Below are 15841 nucleotides of genomic sequence, written 5' to 3'. Positions count from 1 at the left end.
ATGTTCGACTGGCTGCCCGTCACCCACGGTGAGTCCGGCGCCGGGGTGTTCCGCAGCCCAGACGGCACGCGTTACGCCAAGATGGTCGCCGCGGCCGAGGTCGCTGACCTCGCCGCCGAGCGGGACCGGGTCTCCTGGGCGAACGTGCACGGGATTCCCGCACCGGCCGTGATCGACTGGGGTGTCACCGACGGCGGTGGCGCCTACCTCGTCACCACCGCGGTGGCTGGGGTGCCCGCGGATCGGCTGACCGAAGCGGGGCTGCGCGCCGCGTGGCCGTCGATCGTCGCCGCGGTACGCGCGTTGCACGTCGTTCCGGCCCACGCCTGCCCGTACCGTCGCGGGCTCGACTCGATGCTGGCGCGGGCGCGCCGGGTCGTGGCCGCCGACGCGGTGAACCCCGACTTTCTGCCCGACGAGGACCAGGCCGTTCCCGCGACAGAGCTGCTTGCGCGGGTCGAGCGCGACGCCGCCGTGCGGCGCACGCAGGAGGCGCACGATCTGGTCGTCTGCCACGGGGACCTGTGCCTGCCCAACATCCTCGTGGACGACGCGGCGGTGACCGGCTTCATCGACCTCGGCCGCCTCGGCCGCGCCGACCGGCATGCCGATCTGGCGTTGCTGCTGGCGAACACCGCTGACACGTTCCCCGGGTTCGGTGCCGAAGCGGCCGCGCTTCTGGCCGCGGAGTACCCAGCGCCTATCGACGACGACCGGCTCACGTACTACCTCGACCTCGACCCGTTGACCTGGGGGTGAGTGTCGTCACACTCCTGTTGGTACAAAGTGCAAAATCTGTAACACTGTGTCCATGACTGAACTGGCTGAGCAGCCGCAGCAGCTCGACGCCCTGCCGTTGGGCCCCGAATCCTTGGTGTGGAAGTACTTCGGCGACAACCGCATGTACCTGATCGGGCCGCGCCCCGCGGTGCTGCAGAACATGCTCGCCGAGTTGGGCCAGGGCGTGCTCGACCACTCGACGTTCTTCTCCGACACCGCCGAGCGGCTCAAGCGCACGATCCCGCCCATCTTCCGCACGGTGTACGGCAGTGACGACGACAACGCGGGCACTCAGGTGCGCGATTTCCACCACCACGTCAAAGGCGACATGCCCGACGGCGGCCGCTACCACGCACTGGATCCCGAGACCTACTTCTGGGCCCACGCGACATTCGTCGAGCAGGTGCTCTACTTCGCCGACACCTTCGTCAAGCGCCTGACCGACGCCGAGAAGGAACAGATCTACCTGGAGTCCAAGACGTGGTACCGGCGCTACGGCGTCAGCGACCGCCCGATGCCGGCCACCTACGCCGAGTTCGTGCAGTACTGGGACCGGATGATGGACGAGGTGGCCGTGCCGCACAAGTCCGCACGCTACGGCGTCGGCTACGTGACCAAGGGCTTCCCGTGCCCGAAGGCGGTGCATCCGGCGGTCTGGCGGGTCATCGCGTTCGTGTTCAACCCGGTCGCGGCGTTCCTGACCACCGGCGGCCTGCCGCCCCGCGCCCGCGACCTGCTCGAACTACCGTGGACCGAGCGGCAGGAACGCAACTATCAACGGTTCGCTGCGTTTTGGAGGTCCCGCCCGGTGAACTGGGTGTGGGATCATCTGCCGATGAGCGTGCGCTACAACAAATTCGCGCAAAAGGGCTATGCCAGGGGCTGACACCGCCAGTGAGGCCATCCTCGACGCCGCACTCGTCGAGTTCGAACGGCACGGCTTTCGCCGGGTCGCGCTCGATGACGTCGCGCGACGCGCCGGGGTCAGCCGCACCACGATCTACCGCAGGTTCGCCAACCGCGACGAACTCGTCGGTGCGGTGATCGAGCGCGAGAATGTGGCGCTGTTCGCCGATATCGCCAACGAGCTGAAAGCCGCAGGGCCACAGTCGAACTACTACGTCGAAGCGTTCACGCTGTCGATCCTGCGGTTCCGCAGGCACCGCGTGCTCAACCAGATGATCGGCGACGAACCGGCTCTGGTGATGGAGCTGATGCACCGTCACTACGGCGCGGCGGTCGAGCGCATGGCCGCCGCGCTGCGGGTGATCTTCCCGCCCGGATTCGCCGACAAGATCGGTGAGCAGACCGTCAACGACCTCGCCGACACGATCCTGCGCTATGCGGCGATGGTCCTGCTGCTCCCGAGCGTCCAGCCACTCGACACCGCCGACGACATCCGGGCATTCGCCACCCGGCACTTCCTGCCCAGCCTGCCGGTGTCGCTGCGCGCCGTACCCGCCTGACGGTTTCAGCGCGGCGCGGTGACCACGTCCCAGTCGTCGGGCACGCCGCTGACCTTGACGTCGTGGCCGTACGCGTCGATGTTGACGACGACGTTGCCCAGTCGCAGATCGGTCAACGCCAGGCGCCCCCAGTCCTGGGGCAATGCGGGCGACACTTCGATCTGGCGCTTCGGCACATGCGGATCCAAGCCGAGGAACGCGCGGACGAGCAGCAGCGGGGCAGCGCTGGCCCACGCCTGTGGTGAGCACGACGTGGGGTAGGGCACCGGCGACGGGAATTCCGTCCGCGGGAACCCGCAATACAGCTCGGGCAGCCGACCGCCGAACGCATCGGCGGCATCGAGCAGACCGGCCGCGAGCTGTTCGGCCAATTGCACGGCCCCCGGTACGTGCCGGTAGCGCATGAGCCCGGCGATGGCGATCGCCGTATCGTGCGGCCACACCGAGCCGTTGTGGTAGCTCATCGGGTTGTAGGCGCCCATCGTGGTCGCGAGGGTGCGCAAACCGAACCCCGAATTCATCTCGGTGTCGGACAGCCGGTCGATGATCGCGGCGGCGTGTTCGTCGGTGGCGATGCCGGTCCACAAACAGTGGCCCACATTGCTGGTCAGTGCATCGACCGGCTGCTTTCGGGCATCCAGTGCGATTGCGTACCAGCCCTTGTCGTCCAGCCAGAAGGCGTCGAGGAACTGGCTGCGCAAAGTTCGAGCCCGGTCGCGGAGGCGCTGCGCGATCGCGGCGTCGTCGAAGGCTTCGGCCAGCTCGGCACGTGCCAGCAGCGCCGCGTAGTGATAACCCTGGACTTCGCACAGCGCGATCGGTGGCTCGGCGGTGCGTCCGGTCGCGTCGTTGATGCCGTCGAAGCTGTCCTTCCAGCCTTGGTTGATCAGCCCGCGGTCGGTCGCACGCTGATACTCGATGAACCCGTCGCCGTCGCGGTCGCCGAATCGCGTCGCCCACATCAGCGCCGCATCGGCCGCCGGTAGCAGGGAACGCACGGATCCCTCATCGGCGCCCCATCGCCAGCTCTCGGCCAGCAGCATCACGAACAGCGGTGTCGCGTCGACCGCCCCGTAGTACACGGTCCCACCGAGAACGTCCTCGCTGGCCGGTCCGCGCCGGATTTCGTGCAGTATCCGGCCGGGCTGTTCCTCGGTGATCGGATCGATCCGGCGGCCCTGCACCTCGGCAAGCCGCTGCAGCGTGCCCACCGAAAGCCCGCAGTCCAGCGGCAGCGCCATCCATGCCGTGAGCAGACTGTCCCGGCCGAACAGGGTCATGTACCACGGCGCGCCGGCCGCGACAAACGGTCGGCCGTCGCCGGTCTCGTCGTGGATCAACAACGCCCCGAGGTCACTTTCGGTGCGCCGCAACACCTCTGCGAGGGTGGCGTGGTCGGCTTCGACGTTGGTCGCGGTGTCGCGCCATGCCTCCATCTTCTGAGCGGGCGCACTCGACTCCAGCTGTTCGCCACTGCGGAACCGGCTCTTGACGCTCTGATTGGCCAGCGTCGGCTGCACGACCACGTCGACTTGCCAGCGCTCGTGGGGGCCGACGACGACGCGCCAGGTGAACGAACCGGGCAGCACGGCAGGGTCTCCGGTGGCCGTCACGGTCAACCCGCGGATGTAGTCGGCGCGGTCGTGCAGGACGAGTTCGTCGTTGACGACCGTGAGCTCGGCGCCGCGCACCGGTGCGCGGCCTTCCTTGACGGCGAACAGGTCGGCGAAATCCGCGTCGGCGTGCAGTTCGAGGGTCACGACGGTGCTCTCACCGTCGAGGTTGTGCAACGTGATGGTCTCGCGCATCCCGTCGGCTACCAGCCGCTCCCGGACCACGAGCAGCGTGCTGTCGGCCAGCCCGGCGCGGGGAGCGCGGCGGGAGATGAACTGGGCGGCAAACGCTTCCGGAATCTGAACCGACAGCGGTTCCGGCGGTCGGCCGTCGACACGGAGCTCCCACCGGGACAGCACGCGCGCGTCGCGGAAGAACAGTCCGTGCGAGCAGCCCGCCGTCACGTCGCCGTGCCGATCAGATAGGCAGAAGCTGGCGCCTTCCACCAGAGTCACTGTGTCGCCGTCGAACCCGATGCCGGCGGGCTCGCCGCTGTTGAGTGCGTTGGGAGCGCTCATGCGCTGGCTCGTTCCGGCATTCCGGGCTCGACGAGCTGGCGCAGGGTGATCGGCTGCGGTGCGCCCAGCACCGTGCGGTAGATGCGCTCGTACCCGGATCCGAACTGGCCGACGGCGAAGTGGGCGGCCACATGACGTCTGCAGGCCGCCGGATCCAGCGCCTGTGCCTTGTCGATGGCCGGGGCGAGCTCTTCGGGCCGGTCACACAGCACACCGGTCACGCCGTCGACCACGACCTCGGGCACCGCGCCGCCGCGCAGCGCCACCACCGGCGTGCCGCACGCCATCGCCTCGATCATCACCATGCCGAACGGCTCCTCCCATTGGATCGGGAACAGCAGGCAGCGGGCACCGGCCAGGAGCTTGCGCTTGCTGACGGCGTCGGCTTGTCCGAAGACATGATCGTTCTCGGTGAGCAGCGGCCGTACCTGCTCGTCGAAGTAAGCCTGTTCCGACGGCTCACTGCACTTGCCTGCCAGCACCAGGGGCATGCCGGCCTCATGTGCGGCCTGCAGTGCGAGGTGGGCCCCTTTGTAGGGGGCGTAGCGGCCGAGGAACAACGCGTAGTCGCCTTTGTCGGACCGGAACGGCCAGTCGTCGATCCGCAACGCATTGTGCACGCGCCCAACCCAATTTAGATCGGGAGCCAGCTCGCGTTGCCGATCGCTGATCGCGATCAGGCCGACATCGTCGCCGAGTTCGCGGTAGTAGGGGTAAAGGTCGTCGTCGATCGGGCCATGCACCGTGACGAGGGTGGGCAACCCGAGGTTCCGGTACGCGGGCGTGTTCAACGGGCCTGCGAACGTGTGGTCGTGGATCAGGTCGACGCCGTCGGTCGAAGCGATGTGTTCGATCGCGCGGCGCACTTTGAGTGCATGCATGATCTCGGGATAGGGCTGCCCGAGCCGATCGGCCATGGTCTGGCGCCACAGCGGCTTGAACGACGCCGCGGTGCCGGGCTCACCGGCACCCAGCAGGGTGACGCGGTGGCCGCGTTTGACCAGAGCGTCTGCCAGATCGGCGACGACGGCCTCGGTACCTCCGTAACCCTTGGGTGGAACGTCGAAGTAGGGGGGTGCGACGAGCACGATGCGCAGCGGTTCGATGGCTTCGTTGGAATTGGCGAAGTCGTTGCCGCTCATGGATTTACCTCCTTCACGGTTGTCGCAGCGGCGTTAGCACTCTCATCCGACGAGTGCCAATTATGGCGTGTTTGAGCCGACTGCGCCAACGAGGGGTGCGGCGTGCCTTGGACATGTGTGCGCGGTCGCGCCGCTGTGGTGACCGGCTGCCGGTGCTCTGCTCGACCGCAGGGTGCACAATCACGTCGACGGACACCGAAAGCCAAGGGGCGGAACACCGCTGACGATGCATAGCAGCAGAACGCCACGAGATCACGTGTCGGCAGTGGTTGCCGCGCACGGCGCGCTGGCGTACCAGGTTGCCCAGGCGTCAGCGTTGTTGCGCGCCAATTCCTACGACAAGTACGCCGCGCACCTTGAGGAGCACCGCGCCGAGCTCAACGTGGCGATCGGTGAACTGGCGTTGTGGTTCGACAGTTTCGGCGACTTGCTGCCGATCGACGTCGGCTCGGGTCTCCACGCCGCGACATCCGACGGCGTGGTCGCCGGCGGGTCGTTCGAAACGCAGCTGCACACGGTGCGCGAGAGTCTGAAAGCCGGGCTGCGGCGTCTGCTCGGTGAGGTGGCCGACGCCCGGTCCGGTTTGGCCGGCGCCGGTCTGCCTGCCGGCGAGATCACCGCATATCGCAGGGTGATCCGGTTGTGGGCAGGCGAGGCCATCGATGTGGTCGCCGCCGTTCACCGGCTGGCGCTGGCCGACCACTACATCCGCCGGCTCGGTCTGCTCGCCGGCGGCCGTGCCGGTCGCGAGGGGGTTGACCTACTGCGACGATGGATGCACGAATTGGAGGAAGCCGATCGCGAAGGCGAACTGGAGCTGGCCGCGACCTGCGGGTACGAGCAGTTCGTCGAGCGCTACCGCGCAGAGTCGGCAGGCTGACAGCCACCTTCACCGGGCGTTTCCGAGAAGATCGGGGCGGCCGAGAAGGGATGGCACCCAGAGCTCGGCCGCCCCGGGTTTGCGCGTGTAGCCCACCGATCTGTGCCACCGTCAGTGGCGATATGCGCAGGCTCGAGTCGGCCGATGTCGCATCATGTCGCAAAACTGGGCTCACGCGGGTCGAGATCAGCGGTCATTGCTTCAGGTGCATCACTCCTTGACTCACAGGGAAATTCGAGGTCTGACGAACACGCCGGAGGTGAGCGCTGAGTCGCCCACACCTGCTGTGCGAGTTCTCGCCACCCGGGTCCGTTGCGTGCCCGCGGCGGCCGTGTTGTAACCGGTCGAAGGATCGCGGTGCGGAGACCGGCGCGACGGCGCGGTCGGCGGCTGGCGGGCATCTCCGCGACAACCGCCGGGCCCTTCCCTGAATCCCTCTCGTGCACAAGGCGTTTCCACTCGGCCTCCACGATCGCCGCTGCCTCGTCGAGCACGGCAGAGGGCTGTCGGGTCAAGGCTGCCAACTCGCTCACCTCCTTCCCGGATGCTGTCGAATCCACATGCAGGAGTAGGCGTTTCGCCGCGATGTCGACAGATCTGTGTCTGTCGACATAGTTTTCTTATAGCACTGGATTAAGGTGTGTGCAAGGCCCAACCGAGGGTGTGGGAGAAGAAGGCGACTCAGTGTCCACTGATTCAGGCGAGCGGTCCGCCCGAGGCGTGTACGCCATCTCGGTGGTCGCCGAGTTGACCGGGCTCGACCCCCAAACCCTGCGGCTGTACGAGCGGCGCGGGCTGCTGACTCCGGCACGCACCGGCGGTGGGACCCGTCGTTACAGCGACGATGATCTTGTTCGGCTGCGACGGATCGCCGAACTCGTCGGCGAAGGCGTGAACATCGCCGGAATCGCCCAGATCTTGGTACTCGAACGACGCAACAGCGAACTGGAATCCGACAACGTCCACCTCAGGGCCGAGAACGCCCGGCTGCATGCCGGCCGCACGCGACGCTGAGGTCGGTGCACTGTTTGGTACGTCACATTTCGGGGCAGCCCGATACCCATGGACGCAGAACAGCAGGGCACCGAAGAGAACCGGAGTACCGAGGCCCCGGAAGTCACCGACGAACATCGGCAGAAGGCCAAGAAGATCATGGAAGCGTACGAGGATGACCGTCCTACGACGACGCTGCCGGGCAGTGGGGGGACCGTTTCCGGAACCATGGTCAACGATTGGGTGGACGACGACGGAAAGCCGGTCTACGGCGAAGCGAAGGGCGACGAGTAGCTCGCCCGCTATGGGGTCGGCGCGATCTCGAGAAATGTACGGGCCGGTAGCGGTCCGCCCGGGAACTCGTGGAGGGCACCGCCTCCGGCGAGCGTGCCGAGGTTTATGGGTACGTATCCGAGCGATTCGATGAGTGCGGCGACCACGACGTGCGCGTCGGGGTGGTCGCTGGAATGAAAGAGCAGTTTGCGTCCGCCGGCGAGGCCGGGCCCCTCGCCGTAGCTTTCGGGCGTCATGTGATTGAACGCCTTGATCACTTGGGCGTTGGGGGCGAGGCCGGCCACGACCTCACTTGACGTGAGATCTCCTAGATCGGCTTTCGCGAACGTGGGCGCCTCCAGCGGGTTCGTTGTGTCGACGAGGATGCGGTCGGTCAGATCACCCGCCGCGCGTAGCGCAGAAGGCACCTTGCTCCACGGCACCGACAGGAAGACGACTTCATGATCGGCGGCCTCTTCTACCGTTCCTGCCGTCAATCCGAGAGGAGCCGCGATGGCCGCGAGCGAGTCTGGGCCGCGACTGTTGCTGACCACGACCTCATGTCCTGCTTTGGCCAGCTGTGTTCCGACGGCTTTGGCGATGTCGCCTGCGCCGATGAATCCGATCTTCATGAGGTGCTCTCCTCGGTTGTGGTGTATGCGCGTTCGGTGTCAGAGCGTGTAGCCGCCGTCGACGTTCCAGGTGACCCCGGTGATGAAGCCCGACTCGGGCGAAGCGAGATATGCCACCGCACTGGCGATGTCGCGGGGCCGGCCGTACCGTCCCACCGCGGTCAAGCTGCGCATGTGGTCGGCGAACTCGCCGTCATCGTCCGGGTTCATGTCTGTCGCGGTCGGCCCGGGCTGAATGTTGTTGACGGTGATCCCGCGCGGCCCGAGTTCACGTGCCAGGCCTCGCGTCAGACCCGCGACGGCGGCCTTCGTCATCGAGTAGACCGAGAGGCCGGGGACCGGAACTCGATCAGCGTTGACGCTGCCGATCGTGATGATGCGTGCGTCGGTGGCGAAATGTGGAACCGCGGCTTGAATCGCAGCGAAGACACCGCGCACGTTGACGGCAACCAAACGGTCGAACTCGTCGAGCGGGAACTGCTCGATCGGCGCGCCGTGTGCGACCCCGGCGTTGTTGACGAGAATGTCGAGGCCGCCGAAGCGCTCGGCCGCCTGGCTCAGTGCCGAGGTAATCGCGTCGACGTCGCCGCTGTCGGCCTGCAACGCGATCACGGTCGCCCCGGACGCCGACGCCTCGGTTGCGAGTTTCTCGGCCTGCTCGGCCGAGGAATGGTAGGTGAAAGCCACTGCGGCACCATCGGCGGCGAGGCGGCGCACGATCGCGGCGCCGATACCGCGGGATCCGCCGGTCACCAGTGCCCGGCGGCCGGCCAGCGGCAGGAACTGGCTTGCGGTGGTGGTGGTGCTGGCGATCGTGTCCATCAGGGTCTCCGCTCCTGGAATCCAGTCATTTCGAACCGATTGGTTACTAAGTATGCTGTGGTAAAGCGGGTAATGCAGCGTTTGATTCCAGGATGTGTCGCGCATCACAGGAGGTGTAGGGATGGCGATCGGCCGACCGCTCGGATTCGATCCTGACCACGTGCTCGAGATCGCCATGACGTTGTTCTGGGAGCACGGCTACGACGGCGTCTCGATCAGTGATCTGACCGCGGCAACCGGTATCAACCGGCGCAGTCTGTACGCGACATTCGGCTCGAAGGAACAGTTGTTCTACCGGGCTGTGGACCGATATCTGGCCGGCCCAGGAGGGTTCGTGGCCGCGGCCATGGCCCAACCGACCGCCTGGGACGTCGCGCACGCCATGGCGCACGGTGCCGCCGACGCCTACACCGATCCGGCAAGTCCGCGCGGCTGCCTGCTCGTCCAAGGCGCGCTGGCTTCGGGCGCCGACGCCGCACCAGTGCAGGCAGACCTGGCCGACCGCCGCGCCGCCGGAGTCAAGCTGCTGGCCGAACGGTTTGCGATGGCGCAGCAGGCGGGCGAACTTGCCGGCGCCGACCCGTGGATCATCGCGCGCTGGATCAACGCGGTGTGCCAAGGCATTTCGATCCAGGCGTGCAGTGGCGCGACCCGCGAAGAACTCCATGCCGTCGCTGACCAAGCGCTCAAGGCGTGGCCGGTCGCCTAGGGTGGCAGGCGTGACTCCGTTGGACCAGGCTGCGCCCGCTTTCGTCGACGTGGCCCACGCGATCGTGTGGGCCTCGGTGGCCACCGTCGACGCCGACGGCCGGCCCCGCACCCGCATCCTGCACCCGATCTGGGAGTGGGACGGCACCGATCTGTTCGGCTGGGTCGCGACGGTGCCGAGCCCGGTCAAGCGCGCCCACCTCGCAGTGAATCCGTATGTGTCCGTGAGTTATTGGACGACGAGCCATGACACGTGCTCGGCTGACTGCCTCGTCGAGTGGTACACCGACGACGAAACCTGCACGCAGGTATGGGACAAGTTCGCCAACGGCCCGGCGCCCGTGGGCTACGACCCGCGCATCATTCCGCAGTGGAGCGAAGGGCCGACTTCGCCGGAATTCGCCGCGCTGCGGCTGACGCCGTACCGGTTACGGGTGATGCCGGGAACGGTCATGATGCAGGGTGCCGGCGAGGTGCTGAGCTGGCACAGCTAGACAGCTGATGCGTCCCGCTTCGCGGTCAGGGATGCGGTGGTTCCCCGGTCACGCGGTGGTCGGCGTGATTGAGGCCTTCCCGGACCAGGCGACTGAGGTGGCCGTCGTTGAGTCGGTAGACGATGTGCCTGCCATTGCGGCGGGTCGCGACGAGGCCGGCGAAACGTAGCTTGGCGAGATGCTGGCTGACCGAGGTGCGCGAAGCGCCGGTCGCGGCGGTCAGGGCGGCGACGTCGGCTTCCTCCTGGCTCAACAACCACAGGACGTGCAGCCGGGTGGGGTCGGCGAGCATCCGGAAGATGTCACTTGCCGTCTCCAGACGCAGCTGATCCGGCTCGACGTCATGGCGCAGGCTGGCCGGCGACGGCGGATTCCCGGGTGCCGATCGGGTCATGTGCACCACCTTCTCGCTGCCGTGACGGGGATCCGGTCGGCCGCCAGGTTGAGATCGCTGTCGCTGCGGCGAGTGTAGCCACGCCGGCCAGGACGAGGGCGGCAACGGTCTGGCCCAGCGTGGCGCCGACCCAGCCGGCAATCGGATAGGCCACCAGGAAGCAGGCATGCGACAGGGAGAACTGAGCGGTGAACACGGCTGTCCGGTCGTCGACGGTCGAGCCCCGCCGGAGCAGTCGCGCCGACGGGGTGTTGATCAGCGAGGTCGCTGCACCCAGTGTCATCCACAGCGCGCCGAGCACAATCCATCCGGCCGGCGGCGCGGGCGGCACCGCGATGAACACCGTCGTCGCGCTCAGAGTTGCGGCCGTGACCGTCGCGCCGGCGAGCATGACGGTGCGATCGCTCAACCTGCGGAGGGTTCGGGGCATCGTCAGCGCGACGAGCATGGATCCGGCGCCGTAGCAGGCCAGCATCGCCGCCATGCCGGATTGCGGGCCGTCGAGCAGATCCCCGACGTAGATGACGGTGTTGACCACCACCAGTGCGCCCGCGGCGGCCACCGACATGTTCAGCGCCAACAGTGCGCGTAACTCGGTCGCCGACACCATCACCCGGGCGCCCAGCAGGAGCCGATCGCGTAACCGCTCGGGCCGCGTCGCAGCCGGCATCGGGGGAAGCCGGCTCGCCAGAACGAGGGCCGCCGAGACCGTGAATCCGCCGACGGTTCCGAGGAACAACAAGTGATACGAGGTCACGGCCAACAGTGCGGCGGCCAGTATCGGGCTCAGCAACGCTTCGAGGTCGTACGCGAGCCGCGACATCGACAGCGCCTGGGTGTAATCGTCCTCGTCGATCAGGACCGACGGAATGGCCGACTGGAACGCCGGGGTGAACGTCGCGGAGGCGGCTTGCAGCACGAATATCAGGACATAGACCTGCCATACCGCGTCCACGAACGGCAGCATCAGCGCGACCGAGGCGCGCACGACGTCGGTGGTCACCAGCACGCTCCGGCGCGGGAACCGGTCGGTCAGTGCCGACATCAGGGGCGCCACCGCCACGTAGGCGACCATCTTGATCGCCAACGCCGTGCCGAGCACCGCGCCGGCGCGGCTACCCGCCAAGTCGTAGGCCAGTAGGCCGAGCGCCACCGTCAGCAGGCCCGTTCCGAGCAGTGCGACGACCTGCGCGGCGAACAGCCTGCGGAACACCGCATTCGCCAGCGCGCCGGAGCGAAGCGTCGGCTGGGAGCGGTCTGTCATACCGCTCATTATTGCGTCATGTGCGCACTTGCGCACTTATATGCATCCGCGTGCAGCTGGATTGCGTATGTAACCATGGTTACAATTAATAGGTGGCCAGCGAGAGCAGGCAGTGGGTGCTGCTGAACTACCGGATGCCACGGGAGCCATCGACGCCCCGGATTGCGGTGTGGCGCAAGCTGAAGAAGCTTGGCGTCGCTCAGTTGGCCGACGGATTGGTTGCGCTCCCCGCCGACGCGCGTACCCGTGAGCAGTTGGAATGGCTGGCCGATGAGGTGATCGAGGCCGGTGGACAAGCCGGGGTATGGCTGGCGCACCCGACTATCGTGCGCCAGGAACATGACTTGGCGGCCACACTGGCGGAGGCCAGGGCGGTCGAGTACCGGGCGTTGTCAGCTGCGGCGGCTGAAGCCTCCACACTCAGCCCGTCTGCCCGCGCGGCCGCGTTGCGTCGGCTGCGCACCCAATGGCGGCACGTCACCCGGCGTGACTTCTTCCCTCCGCCTGAACGCGAACAGGCGCGAATTGCTTTGCAAGAGCTGGCCGGTCGGATCGGCGATACTGCGGAGGTGCCGCAATGAGGTGGGCGACGCGTGCAGGGGTGCACATAGACCGGGCCGCGTGCGCGTGGCTGATCCGCCGATTCGTCGATCCAGCGGCCGAGTTCGTGTTCGTCGCAGGTCCAGATGATGTTCCCGACGACGCCACGCCGTTCGATATGCGCGGTGTCGATCTCACCCACCACGGCGGGGACTGCACTTTCGAAACCATCCTTCGCCGTTACGAACTCGACGACCCGGTGCTGTGGCGTATCGCTGAGATCGTGCACGAGGCCGATCTCGACGACGGCCGCTTTGACGCGCCGGAAGCACCCGGGCTGGACACGGTGATGCGCGGACTGTCGATGATCGGGTCCGATGACCAGACTCTGGCCGTAAGCGATGCGGTGTTCGCCGGGCTATATGAGTTTCACCGTCGGGCGTTGATGCTCGGACGGGAGCCGTCATGAACCTCGTCACTCGTGGACTGTCGTCGTGGTGGCGGCGCGCCGCTGGACGAGATGCCCTCGTGCGACGCAGCGATCGGGTCGAGGCATGGATGGCGGCGGTGACTGTCGTGGCGCTGATCTCCGCCGCACTCGTCGGCAGCGCAGTGGGCATCGGCTTGTACAACGCCCGTACCGCCCACCACGCCGCCGTCCAGTCCACATGGCACGTCGTGACTGCTACCGCGATGGATTCCAGCGCCGTGGCACCGGACAGTCGCAGGTTCGCCTGGTCTGCGCCCGCCTGCTGGCCCGCTCTCGGTCGCACGCGCTGTGACACCGTCGACACAGAACGCGCTGTCGCGGCTGGCCAACGGCTGTCAATCTGGACCGACCACAACGGGAATTATGTTCGGATCAGCGACCCGGCGCGTCGTGCCCTACGTGATTGTCTGGTTGCCGGGCTTGCTGTATGGGGTGTGTTGACCACGACGATCCTGGTCGCCGCGGCGATATGCCGTCGCCGACTCGTCGCCATCCGATCGCGGGCCGTCGACGTAGCCCTTATGTCACTGCTCGGCCCGAGTTCCGATATGCCCGACGACAGTCGCTGACAGCATGCTGTCGAACGAACCCACCCTGGGGGCGCCGCTGATCGGGCTGTGCGTCGGTATGGCGATCGCCGCTGCGGTCATCTACCGACTGGCCGGCCTCGGTCGCCGGCCACGGTCCCGTGGGCGACATTTCGCGCCGGGGTGCAACTGGCGGCCGTGGCCGCGATCCTCGCCGCAGCGATCACCCGGCTGTGGTCATCGGTGCTCGTGTTGGCGGTGATGTTCACGGTCGCGAGCCTCACGGCCGCCCGCCTCAGCCAGGCGGCCCGCGGATCAGCCTGGATCGCAATGGCTTTGGCTGCCGGACTGCTCTGCGTGTTGCCCGCGCTGTTGCTGTCCGGTGTGGTGCCTTCGACGGGTGTCGCCGTGGTACCGATCGTCGCGATCGTCCTCGGTGGCACCATGACCGCCGTCGCCGTCGCGGCGCGCCTGGCCCTCGACACCCTCGTCCTACGCGCCGGTGAGGTCGAGGCGGCGCTGAGTCTTGGTATGAGCAACCGGGATTCGCGCCTGGAGGTCATCCGTGGAGCGGCGACCAATGCCTTGCTGCCGAACCTCGATTCGACCCGGACGGTGGGCTTGGTGACGCTTCCCGGGGCATTCGTCGGGGTGTTGCTCAGTACCGGGTCGGCGGCTCAGGCCGGCGCGGTGCAGATCCTCGTCCTCGTGGCGCTGCTGCTTTCACAGAGTTGTGCGGTGGCGATCACCATCGAGCTCATCGCCCGCGGTCGCATTGTGCGAGCGCAGAATCCGTCGCCTCAGGCCGGCCGCCGCCGGATCTTCGGCGTCGGTTCGGTGTGGTCGCGGTGGGGCCACGGCACCAGCATGGGAACCCGCTCCCGGTAGTCGCGGTACTGGCGGCCCATGGCGCCGACCAGATCCCGCTCTTCGAGCTGAATCGCCACCAGGATGTAGGCCGTGCTCACCGCGGCGAAAAGCAGATGGCCGGCCGTCATCGTCGGCGCCGCCCAGAACGCCACGATGAAGCCGAGCATGATCGGGTGGCGAATCAGCCGGTACAGCAGCACAGTTCGGAAGCCGGGCTCACGGTACGGCTCGCCGCGCCAGGCCAGAAACACCTGACGCAACCCGAACAGATCGAAGTGATTGATCATGAACGTCGAGCTGAGCACAGTGGCCCAGCCCAACCAGAACAACGCCCACAGAAGCACCCGGCCCGCAGTGGATTCCACGTCCCACACGACGGCCGGCATCGTCCGCCACTGCCAATACAACAGGAACAGCGCGAGGCTGGCCAACAACACATAGGTGCTGCGTTCGATCGGCTGCGGCACGAACCGGGTCCACCACCGTTTGAAGCCGGGCCTGGCCATCACGCTGTGCTGCAACGCGAACACCGACAGCAACACCAGGTTGACGATCACCGCCTCGACGATCCCGGCCGTGATTCCGGAGTCGACCGTACGCGGCACGAGAAAGCCGCCGAGGAAACCGATCGCATACAGAAACGCAACCAGGAACACCAGGTAGCTCGCGACCCCGTAACCGATGGCGAACAAGCGGTTCATGGCGACCTCCCGGTGGCTCGGCCCATATTCACTCTATGCCTGAAATACGCAGGTGAACAGGGGTTTGTTGACTAGCCAAAATTGCACATGAGCAACGCGTTCGCAGCGCTGAGCCGGCCTACCGCCGAAGCGCCATGCCGCACCGGTCGGCGAACCGCGTCACACGCGCCGCAACAGCACGGCCTGCTCGAACGGCAGGCGGGCAAAGACCTTCTGCGCCTGGCCTTTCACGTGGGCCGCCGCTTCTTCTCTGGTCACCACCCGCGGCTCGGCCAGCCGGATCGTCCTGCCGTGCCTGCGCATCTCGGCTCCGCCGGCAGCGGTGATGTTCTTGAGCCAGTCACGGTTCGGCCCGTAGGTCAACAGGATCGCGACGCCCTCATCGGTGCCGAAGACCGAGAGCGGGGTGCGGTAGCGCGTACCGGATCTGCGCCCGACGTGTTCGAGGATCCCGAACGTGGGGGCCCAGCCCGCCCAGAGCCGCTGGATCGGGTTGGTGACGTGACGGTTGAACCGGGCCAGCCATTGCGGTAGTTGCATGGCCCCCATCATGCGCGAATGAGGGCTGCCCCACCCAGATCCTGCTGAGCTGGCGCTCAGCGCGAAGTTTGTCGACACTATGGCGTATGGGCGATCTCAAGCCGCCGCGGGTCGTGCGTGCGGTGTTCAACCGGACTGCGCTGGTCAGCAAACCGCCGCAGCCAATCCGCGTCCTCGCGCAGACGCCGGTGGC

Annotated in this window: 19 protein-coding genes and 1 pseudogene; 12 read left to right on the top strand and 8 right to left on the bottom strand. The window is 67.0% G+C overall.

What is annotated here, in order from left to right:
* The 3 genes from ACOI2T_RS31155 to ACOI2T_RS31145 are packed head-to-tail and all read left to right on the top strand — an operon-like array spanning position 1 to position 2246.
* On the top strand, positions 1 to 759 hold the full coding sequence (locus tag ACOI2T_RS31155; protein WP_409502331.1) for an APH(3'') family aminoglycoside O-phosphotransferase: 759 nt from the start codon (positions 1 to 3) through the stop codon (positions 757 to 759).
* A gap of 52 nt (positions 760 to 811) precedes the next feature.
* Positions 812 to 1666, top strand: coding sequence for an oxygenase MpaB family protein (locus tag ACOI2T_RS31150; protein ID WP_067849139.1), 855 nt, complete (start codon positions 812 to 814; stop codon positions 1664 to 1666).
* Entirely contained in the window at positions 1653 to 2246 is a 594-nt protein-coding gene (locus ACOI2T_RS31145; protein ID WP_085147590.1) for a TetR/AcrR family transcriptional regulator, read from the top strand. Before ACOI2T_RS31150 ends, ACOI2T_RS31145 begins: the two co-directional genes overlap by 14 nt.
* A 5-nt stretch (positions 2247 to 2251) precedes the next feature.
* On the opposite strand, the gene ACOI2T_RS31140 is transcribed toward ACOI2T_RS31145, so the two are convergent.
* Both ACOI2T_RS31140 and ACOI2T_RS31135 read right to left on the bottom strand, forming a co-directional pair.
* Positions 2252 to 4378 (bottom strand): amylo-alpha-1,6-glucosidase, encoded by a 2127-nt coding sequence (locus tag ACOI2T_RS31140; protein ID WP_409502330.1) that lies wholly within the window; start codon positions 4376 to 4378, stop codon positions 2252 to 2254.
* Complete coding sequence (locus tag ACOI2T_RS31135; RefSeq protein ID WP_409502329.1) at positions 4375 to 5520, bottom strand: glycosyltransferase family 4 protein; 1146 nt, start codon at positions 5518 to 5520, stop codon at positions 4375 to 4377. Before ACOI2T_RS31135 ends, ACOI2T_RS31140 begins: the two co-directional genes overlap by 4 nt.
* A 256-nt stretch (positions 5521 to 5776) precedes the next feature.
* On the opposite strand from ACOI2T_RS31135, the gene ACOI2T_RS31130 reads away from it, so the two are divergent.
* The 3 genes from ACOI2T_RS31130 (at position 5777) to ACOI2T_RS31120 (ending at position 7687) form a co-directional block, all read left to right on the top strand.
* The gene (locus ACOI2T_RS31130; protein WP_409502328.1) at positions 5777 to 6400 is read left to right on the top strand and encodes a hypothetical protein; all 624 of its coding nucleotides are present in this window, start codon (positions 5777 to 5779) and stop codon (positions 6398 to 6400) included.
* Positions 6401 to 7084: 684 nt separating this feature from the next.
* A complete protein-coding gene (locus tag ACOI2T_RS31125) occupies positions 7085 to 7414 on the top strand; it encodes a MerR family transcriptional regulator (protein ID WP_409502327.1) in 330 nt (109 codons plus the stop codon).
* 48 nt (positions 7415 to 7462) lie between these two features.
* Positions 7463 to 7687, top strand: a complete 225-nt coding sequence (locus ACOI2T_RS31120; protein WP_409502326.1) for a hypothetical protein — start codon at positions 7463 to 7465, stop codon at positions 7685 to 7687.
* Positions 7688 to 7695: 8 nt separating this feature from the next.
* Here ACOI2T_RS31120 and ACOI2T_RS31115 read toward each other — a convergent pair whose 3' ends face one another.
* Positions 7696 to 8298, bottom strand: a complete 603-nt coding sequence (locus ACOI2T_RS31115; protein WP_409502325.1) for an NADPH-dependent F420 reductase — start codon at positions 8296 to 8298, stop codon at positions 7696 to 7698.
* Between the two features lie 39 nt (positions 8299 to 8337).
* Complete coding sequence (locus tag ACOI2T_RS31110) at positions 8338 to 9120, bottom strand: 3-oxoacyl-ACP reductase family protein (protein WP_409502324.1); 783 nt, start codon at positions 9118 to 9120, stop codon at positions 8338 to 8340.
* 121 nt (positions 9121 to 9241) lie between these two features.
* On the opposite strand from ACOI2T_RS31110, the gene ACOI2T_RS31105 reads away from it, so the two are divergent.
* Positions 9242 to 9829 (top strand): TetR/AcrR family transcriptional regulator, encoded by a 588-nt coding sequence (locus ACOI2T_RS31105; protein ID WP_409502323.1) that lies wholly within the window; start codon positions 9242 to 9244, stop codon positions 9827 to 9829.
* Between the two features lie 10 nt (positions 9830 to 9839).
* Positions 9840 to 10322 (top strand): pyridoxamine 5'-phosphate oxidase family protein, encoded by a 483-nt coding sequence (locus ACOI2T_RS31100; RefSeq protein ID WP_409502322.1) that lies wholly within the window; start codon positions 9840 to 9842, stop codon positions 10320 to 10322.
* Positions 10323 to 10347: 25 nt separating this feature from the next.
* On the opposite strand, the gene ACOI2T_RS31095 is transcribed toward ACOI2T_RS31100, so the two are convergent.
* Positions 10348 to 10716 (bottom strand): ArsR/SmtB family transcription factor, encoded by a 369-nt coding sequence (locus ACOI2T_RS31095; RefSeq protein WP_409502321.1) that lies wholly within the window; start codon positions 10714 to 10716, stop codon positions 10348 to 10350.
* Positions 10664 to 11980 (bottom strand): MFS transporter, encoded by a 1317-nt coding sequence (locus ACOI2T_RS31090; RefSeq protein WP_409502320.1) that lies wholly within the window; start codon positions 11978 to 11980, stop codon positions 10664 to 10666. Before ACOI2T_RS31090 ends, ACOI2T_RS31095 begins: the two co-directional genes overlap by 53 nt.
* A gap of 92 nt (positions 11981 to 12072) precedes the next feature.
* On the opposite strand from ACOI2T_RS31090, the gene ACOI2T_RS31085 reads away from it, so the two are divergent.
* From ACOI2T_RS31085 to ACOI2T_RS31070, 4 genes and pseudogenes are all read left to right on the top strand, one after another.
* Complete coding sequence (locus tag ACOI2T_RS31085) at positions 12073 to 12561, top strand: Chromate resistance protein ChrB (protein ID WP_409502319.1); 489 nt, start codon at positions 12073 to 12075, stop codon at positions 12559 to 12561.
* Entirely contained in the window at positions 12558 to 12989 is a 432-nt protein-coding gene (locus ACOI2T_RS31080; protein WP_085147578.1) for a chromate resistance protein ChrB domain-containing protein, read from the top strand. Before ACOI2T_RS31085 ends, ACOI2T_RS31080 begins: the two co-directional genes overlap by 4 nt.
* A complete protein-coding gene (locus ACOI2T_RS31075; protein WP_409502318.1) occupies positions 12986 to 13579 on the top strand; it encodes an Rv1733c family protein in 594 nt (197 codons plus the stop codon). Before ACOI2T_RS31080 ends, ACOI2T_RS31075 begins: the two co-directional genes overlap by 4 nt.
* 4 nt (positions 13580 to 13583) lie before the next feature.
* Positions 13584 to 14425: pseudogene (locus tag ACOI2T_RS31070) on the top strand (ABC transporter permease).
* Here ACOI2T_RS31070 and mddA read toward each other — a convergent pair.
* Positions 14338 to 15108, bottom strand: a complete 771-nt coding sequence (gene mddA / locus ACOI2T_RS31065) for a methanethiol S-methyltransferase (protein ID WP_409502317.1) — start codon at positions 15106 to 15108, stop codon at positions 14338 to 14340. The pseudogene ACOI2T_RS31070 and the gene mddA sit on opposite strands and share 88 nt — an antisense overlap.
* A 159-nt stretch (positions 15109 to 15267) precedes the next feature.
* Positions 15268 to 15648: a nitroreductase family deazaflavin-dependent oxidoreductase gene (locus tag ACOI2T_RS31060; RefSeq protein ID WP_409502316.1), complete on the bottom strand. Its 381-nt coding sequence runs from the start codon at positions 15646 to 15648 to the stop codon at positions 15268 to 15270.
* Between the last annotated feature and the right edge of the window lie 193 nt (positions 15649 to 15841).

Origin of the sequence: Mycolicibacterium wolinskyi str. Jessa 2025 (assembly GCF_049241375.1) — a bacterium.
GTDB lineage: Bacteria > Actinomycetota > Actinomycetes > Mycobacteriales > Mycobacteriaceae > Mycobacterium > Mycobacterium wolinskyi.
The sequence above is the reverse complement of the archived record's forward strand: the minus strand, read 5'-3'. Positions and strand labels throughout refer to the sequence as shown.

Excerpts from the sequence above, each read along its gene's own strand:
- ACOI2T_RS31155 (WP_409502331.1), top strand. The coding sequence starts at position 1 with ATGTTCGACTGGCTGCCCGTCACCCACGGTGAGTCCGGCGCCGGGGTG.
- ACOI2T_RS31150 (WP_067849139.1), top strand. The coding sequence starts at position 812 with ATGACTGAACTGGCTGAGCAGCCGCAGCAGCTCGACGCCCTGCCGTTG.
- ACOI2T_RS31145 (WP_085147590.1), top strand. The coding sequence starts at position 1,653 with ATGCCAGGGGCTGACACCGCCAGTGAGGCCATCCTCGACGCCGCACTC.
- ACOI2T_RS31140 (WP_409502330.1), bottom strand. The coding sequence starts at position 4,378 with ATGAGCGCTCCCAACGCACTCAACAGCGGCGAGCCCGCCGGCATCGGG.
- ACOI2T_RS31135 (WP_409502329.1), bottom strand. The coding sequence starts at position 5,520 with ATGAGCGGCAACGACTTCGCCAATTCCAACGAAGCCATCGAACCGCTG.
- ACOI2T_RS31120 (WP_409502326.1), top strand. The coding sequence starts at position 7,463 with ATGGACGCAGAACAGCAGGGCACCGAAGAGAACCGGAGTACCGAGGCC.
- ACOI2T_RS31115 (WP_409502325.1), bottom strand. The coding sequence starts at position 8,298 with ATGAAGATCGGATTCATCGGCGCAGGCGACATCGCCAAAGCCGTCGGA.
- ACOI2T_RS31110 (WP_409502324.1), bottom strand. The coding sequence starts at position 9,120 with ATGGACACGATCGCCAGCACCACCACCACCGCAAGCCAGTTCCTGCCG.
- ACOI2T_RS31105 (WP_409502323.1), top strand. The coding sequence starts at position 9,242 with ATGGCGATCGGCCGACCGCTCGGATTCGATCCTGACCACGTGCTCGAG.
- ACOI2T_RS31095 (WP_409502321.1), bottom strand. The coding sequence starts at position 10,716 with ATGACCCGATCGGCACCCGGGAATCCGCCGTCGCCGGCCAGCCTGCGC.
- ACOI2T_RS31090 (WP_409502320.1), bottom strand. The coding sequence starts at position 11,980 with ATGACAGACCGCTCCCAGCCGACGCTTCGCTCCGGCGCGCTGGCGAAT.
- ACOI2T_RS31080 (WP_085147578.1), top strand. The coding sequence starts at position 12,558 with ATGAGGTGGGCGACGCGTGCAGGGGTGCACATAGACCGGGCCGCGTGC.
- ACOI2T_RS31075 (WP_409502318.1), top strand. The coding sequence starts at position 12,986 with ATGAACCTCGTCACTCGTGGACTGTCGTCGTGGTGGCGGCGCGCCGCT.
- mddA (WP_409502317.1), bottom strand. The coding sequence starts at position 15,108 with ATGAACCGCTTGTTCGCCATCGGTTACGGGGTCGCGAGCTACCTGGTG.
- ACOI2T_RS31060 (WP_409502316.1), bottom strand. The coding sequence starts at position 15,648 with ATGCAACTACCGCAATGGCTGGCCCGGTTCAACCGTCACGTCACCAAC.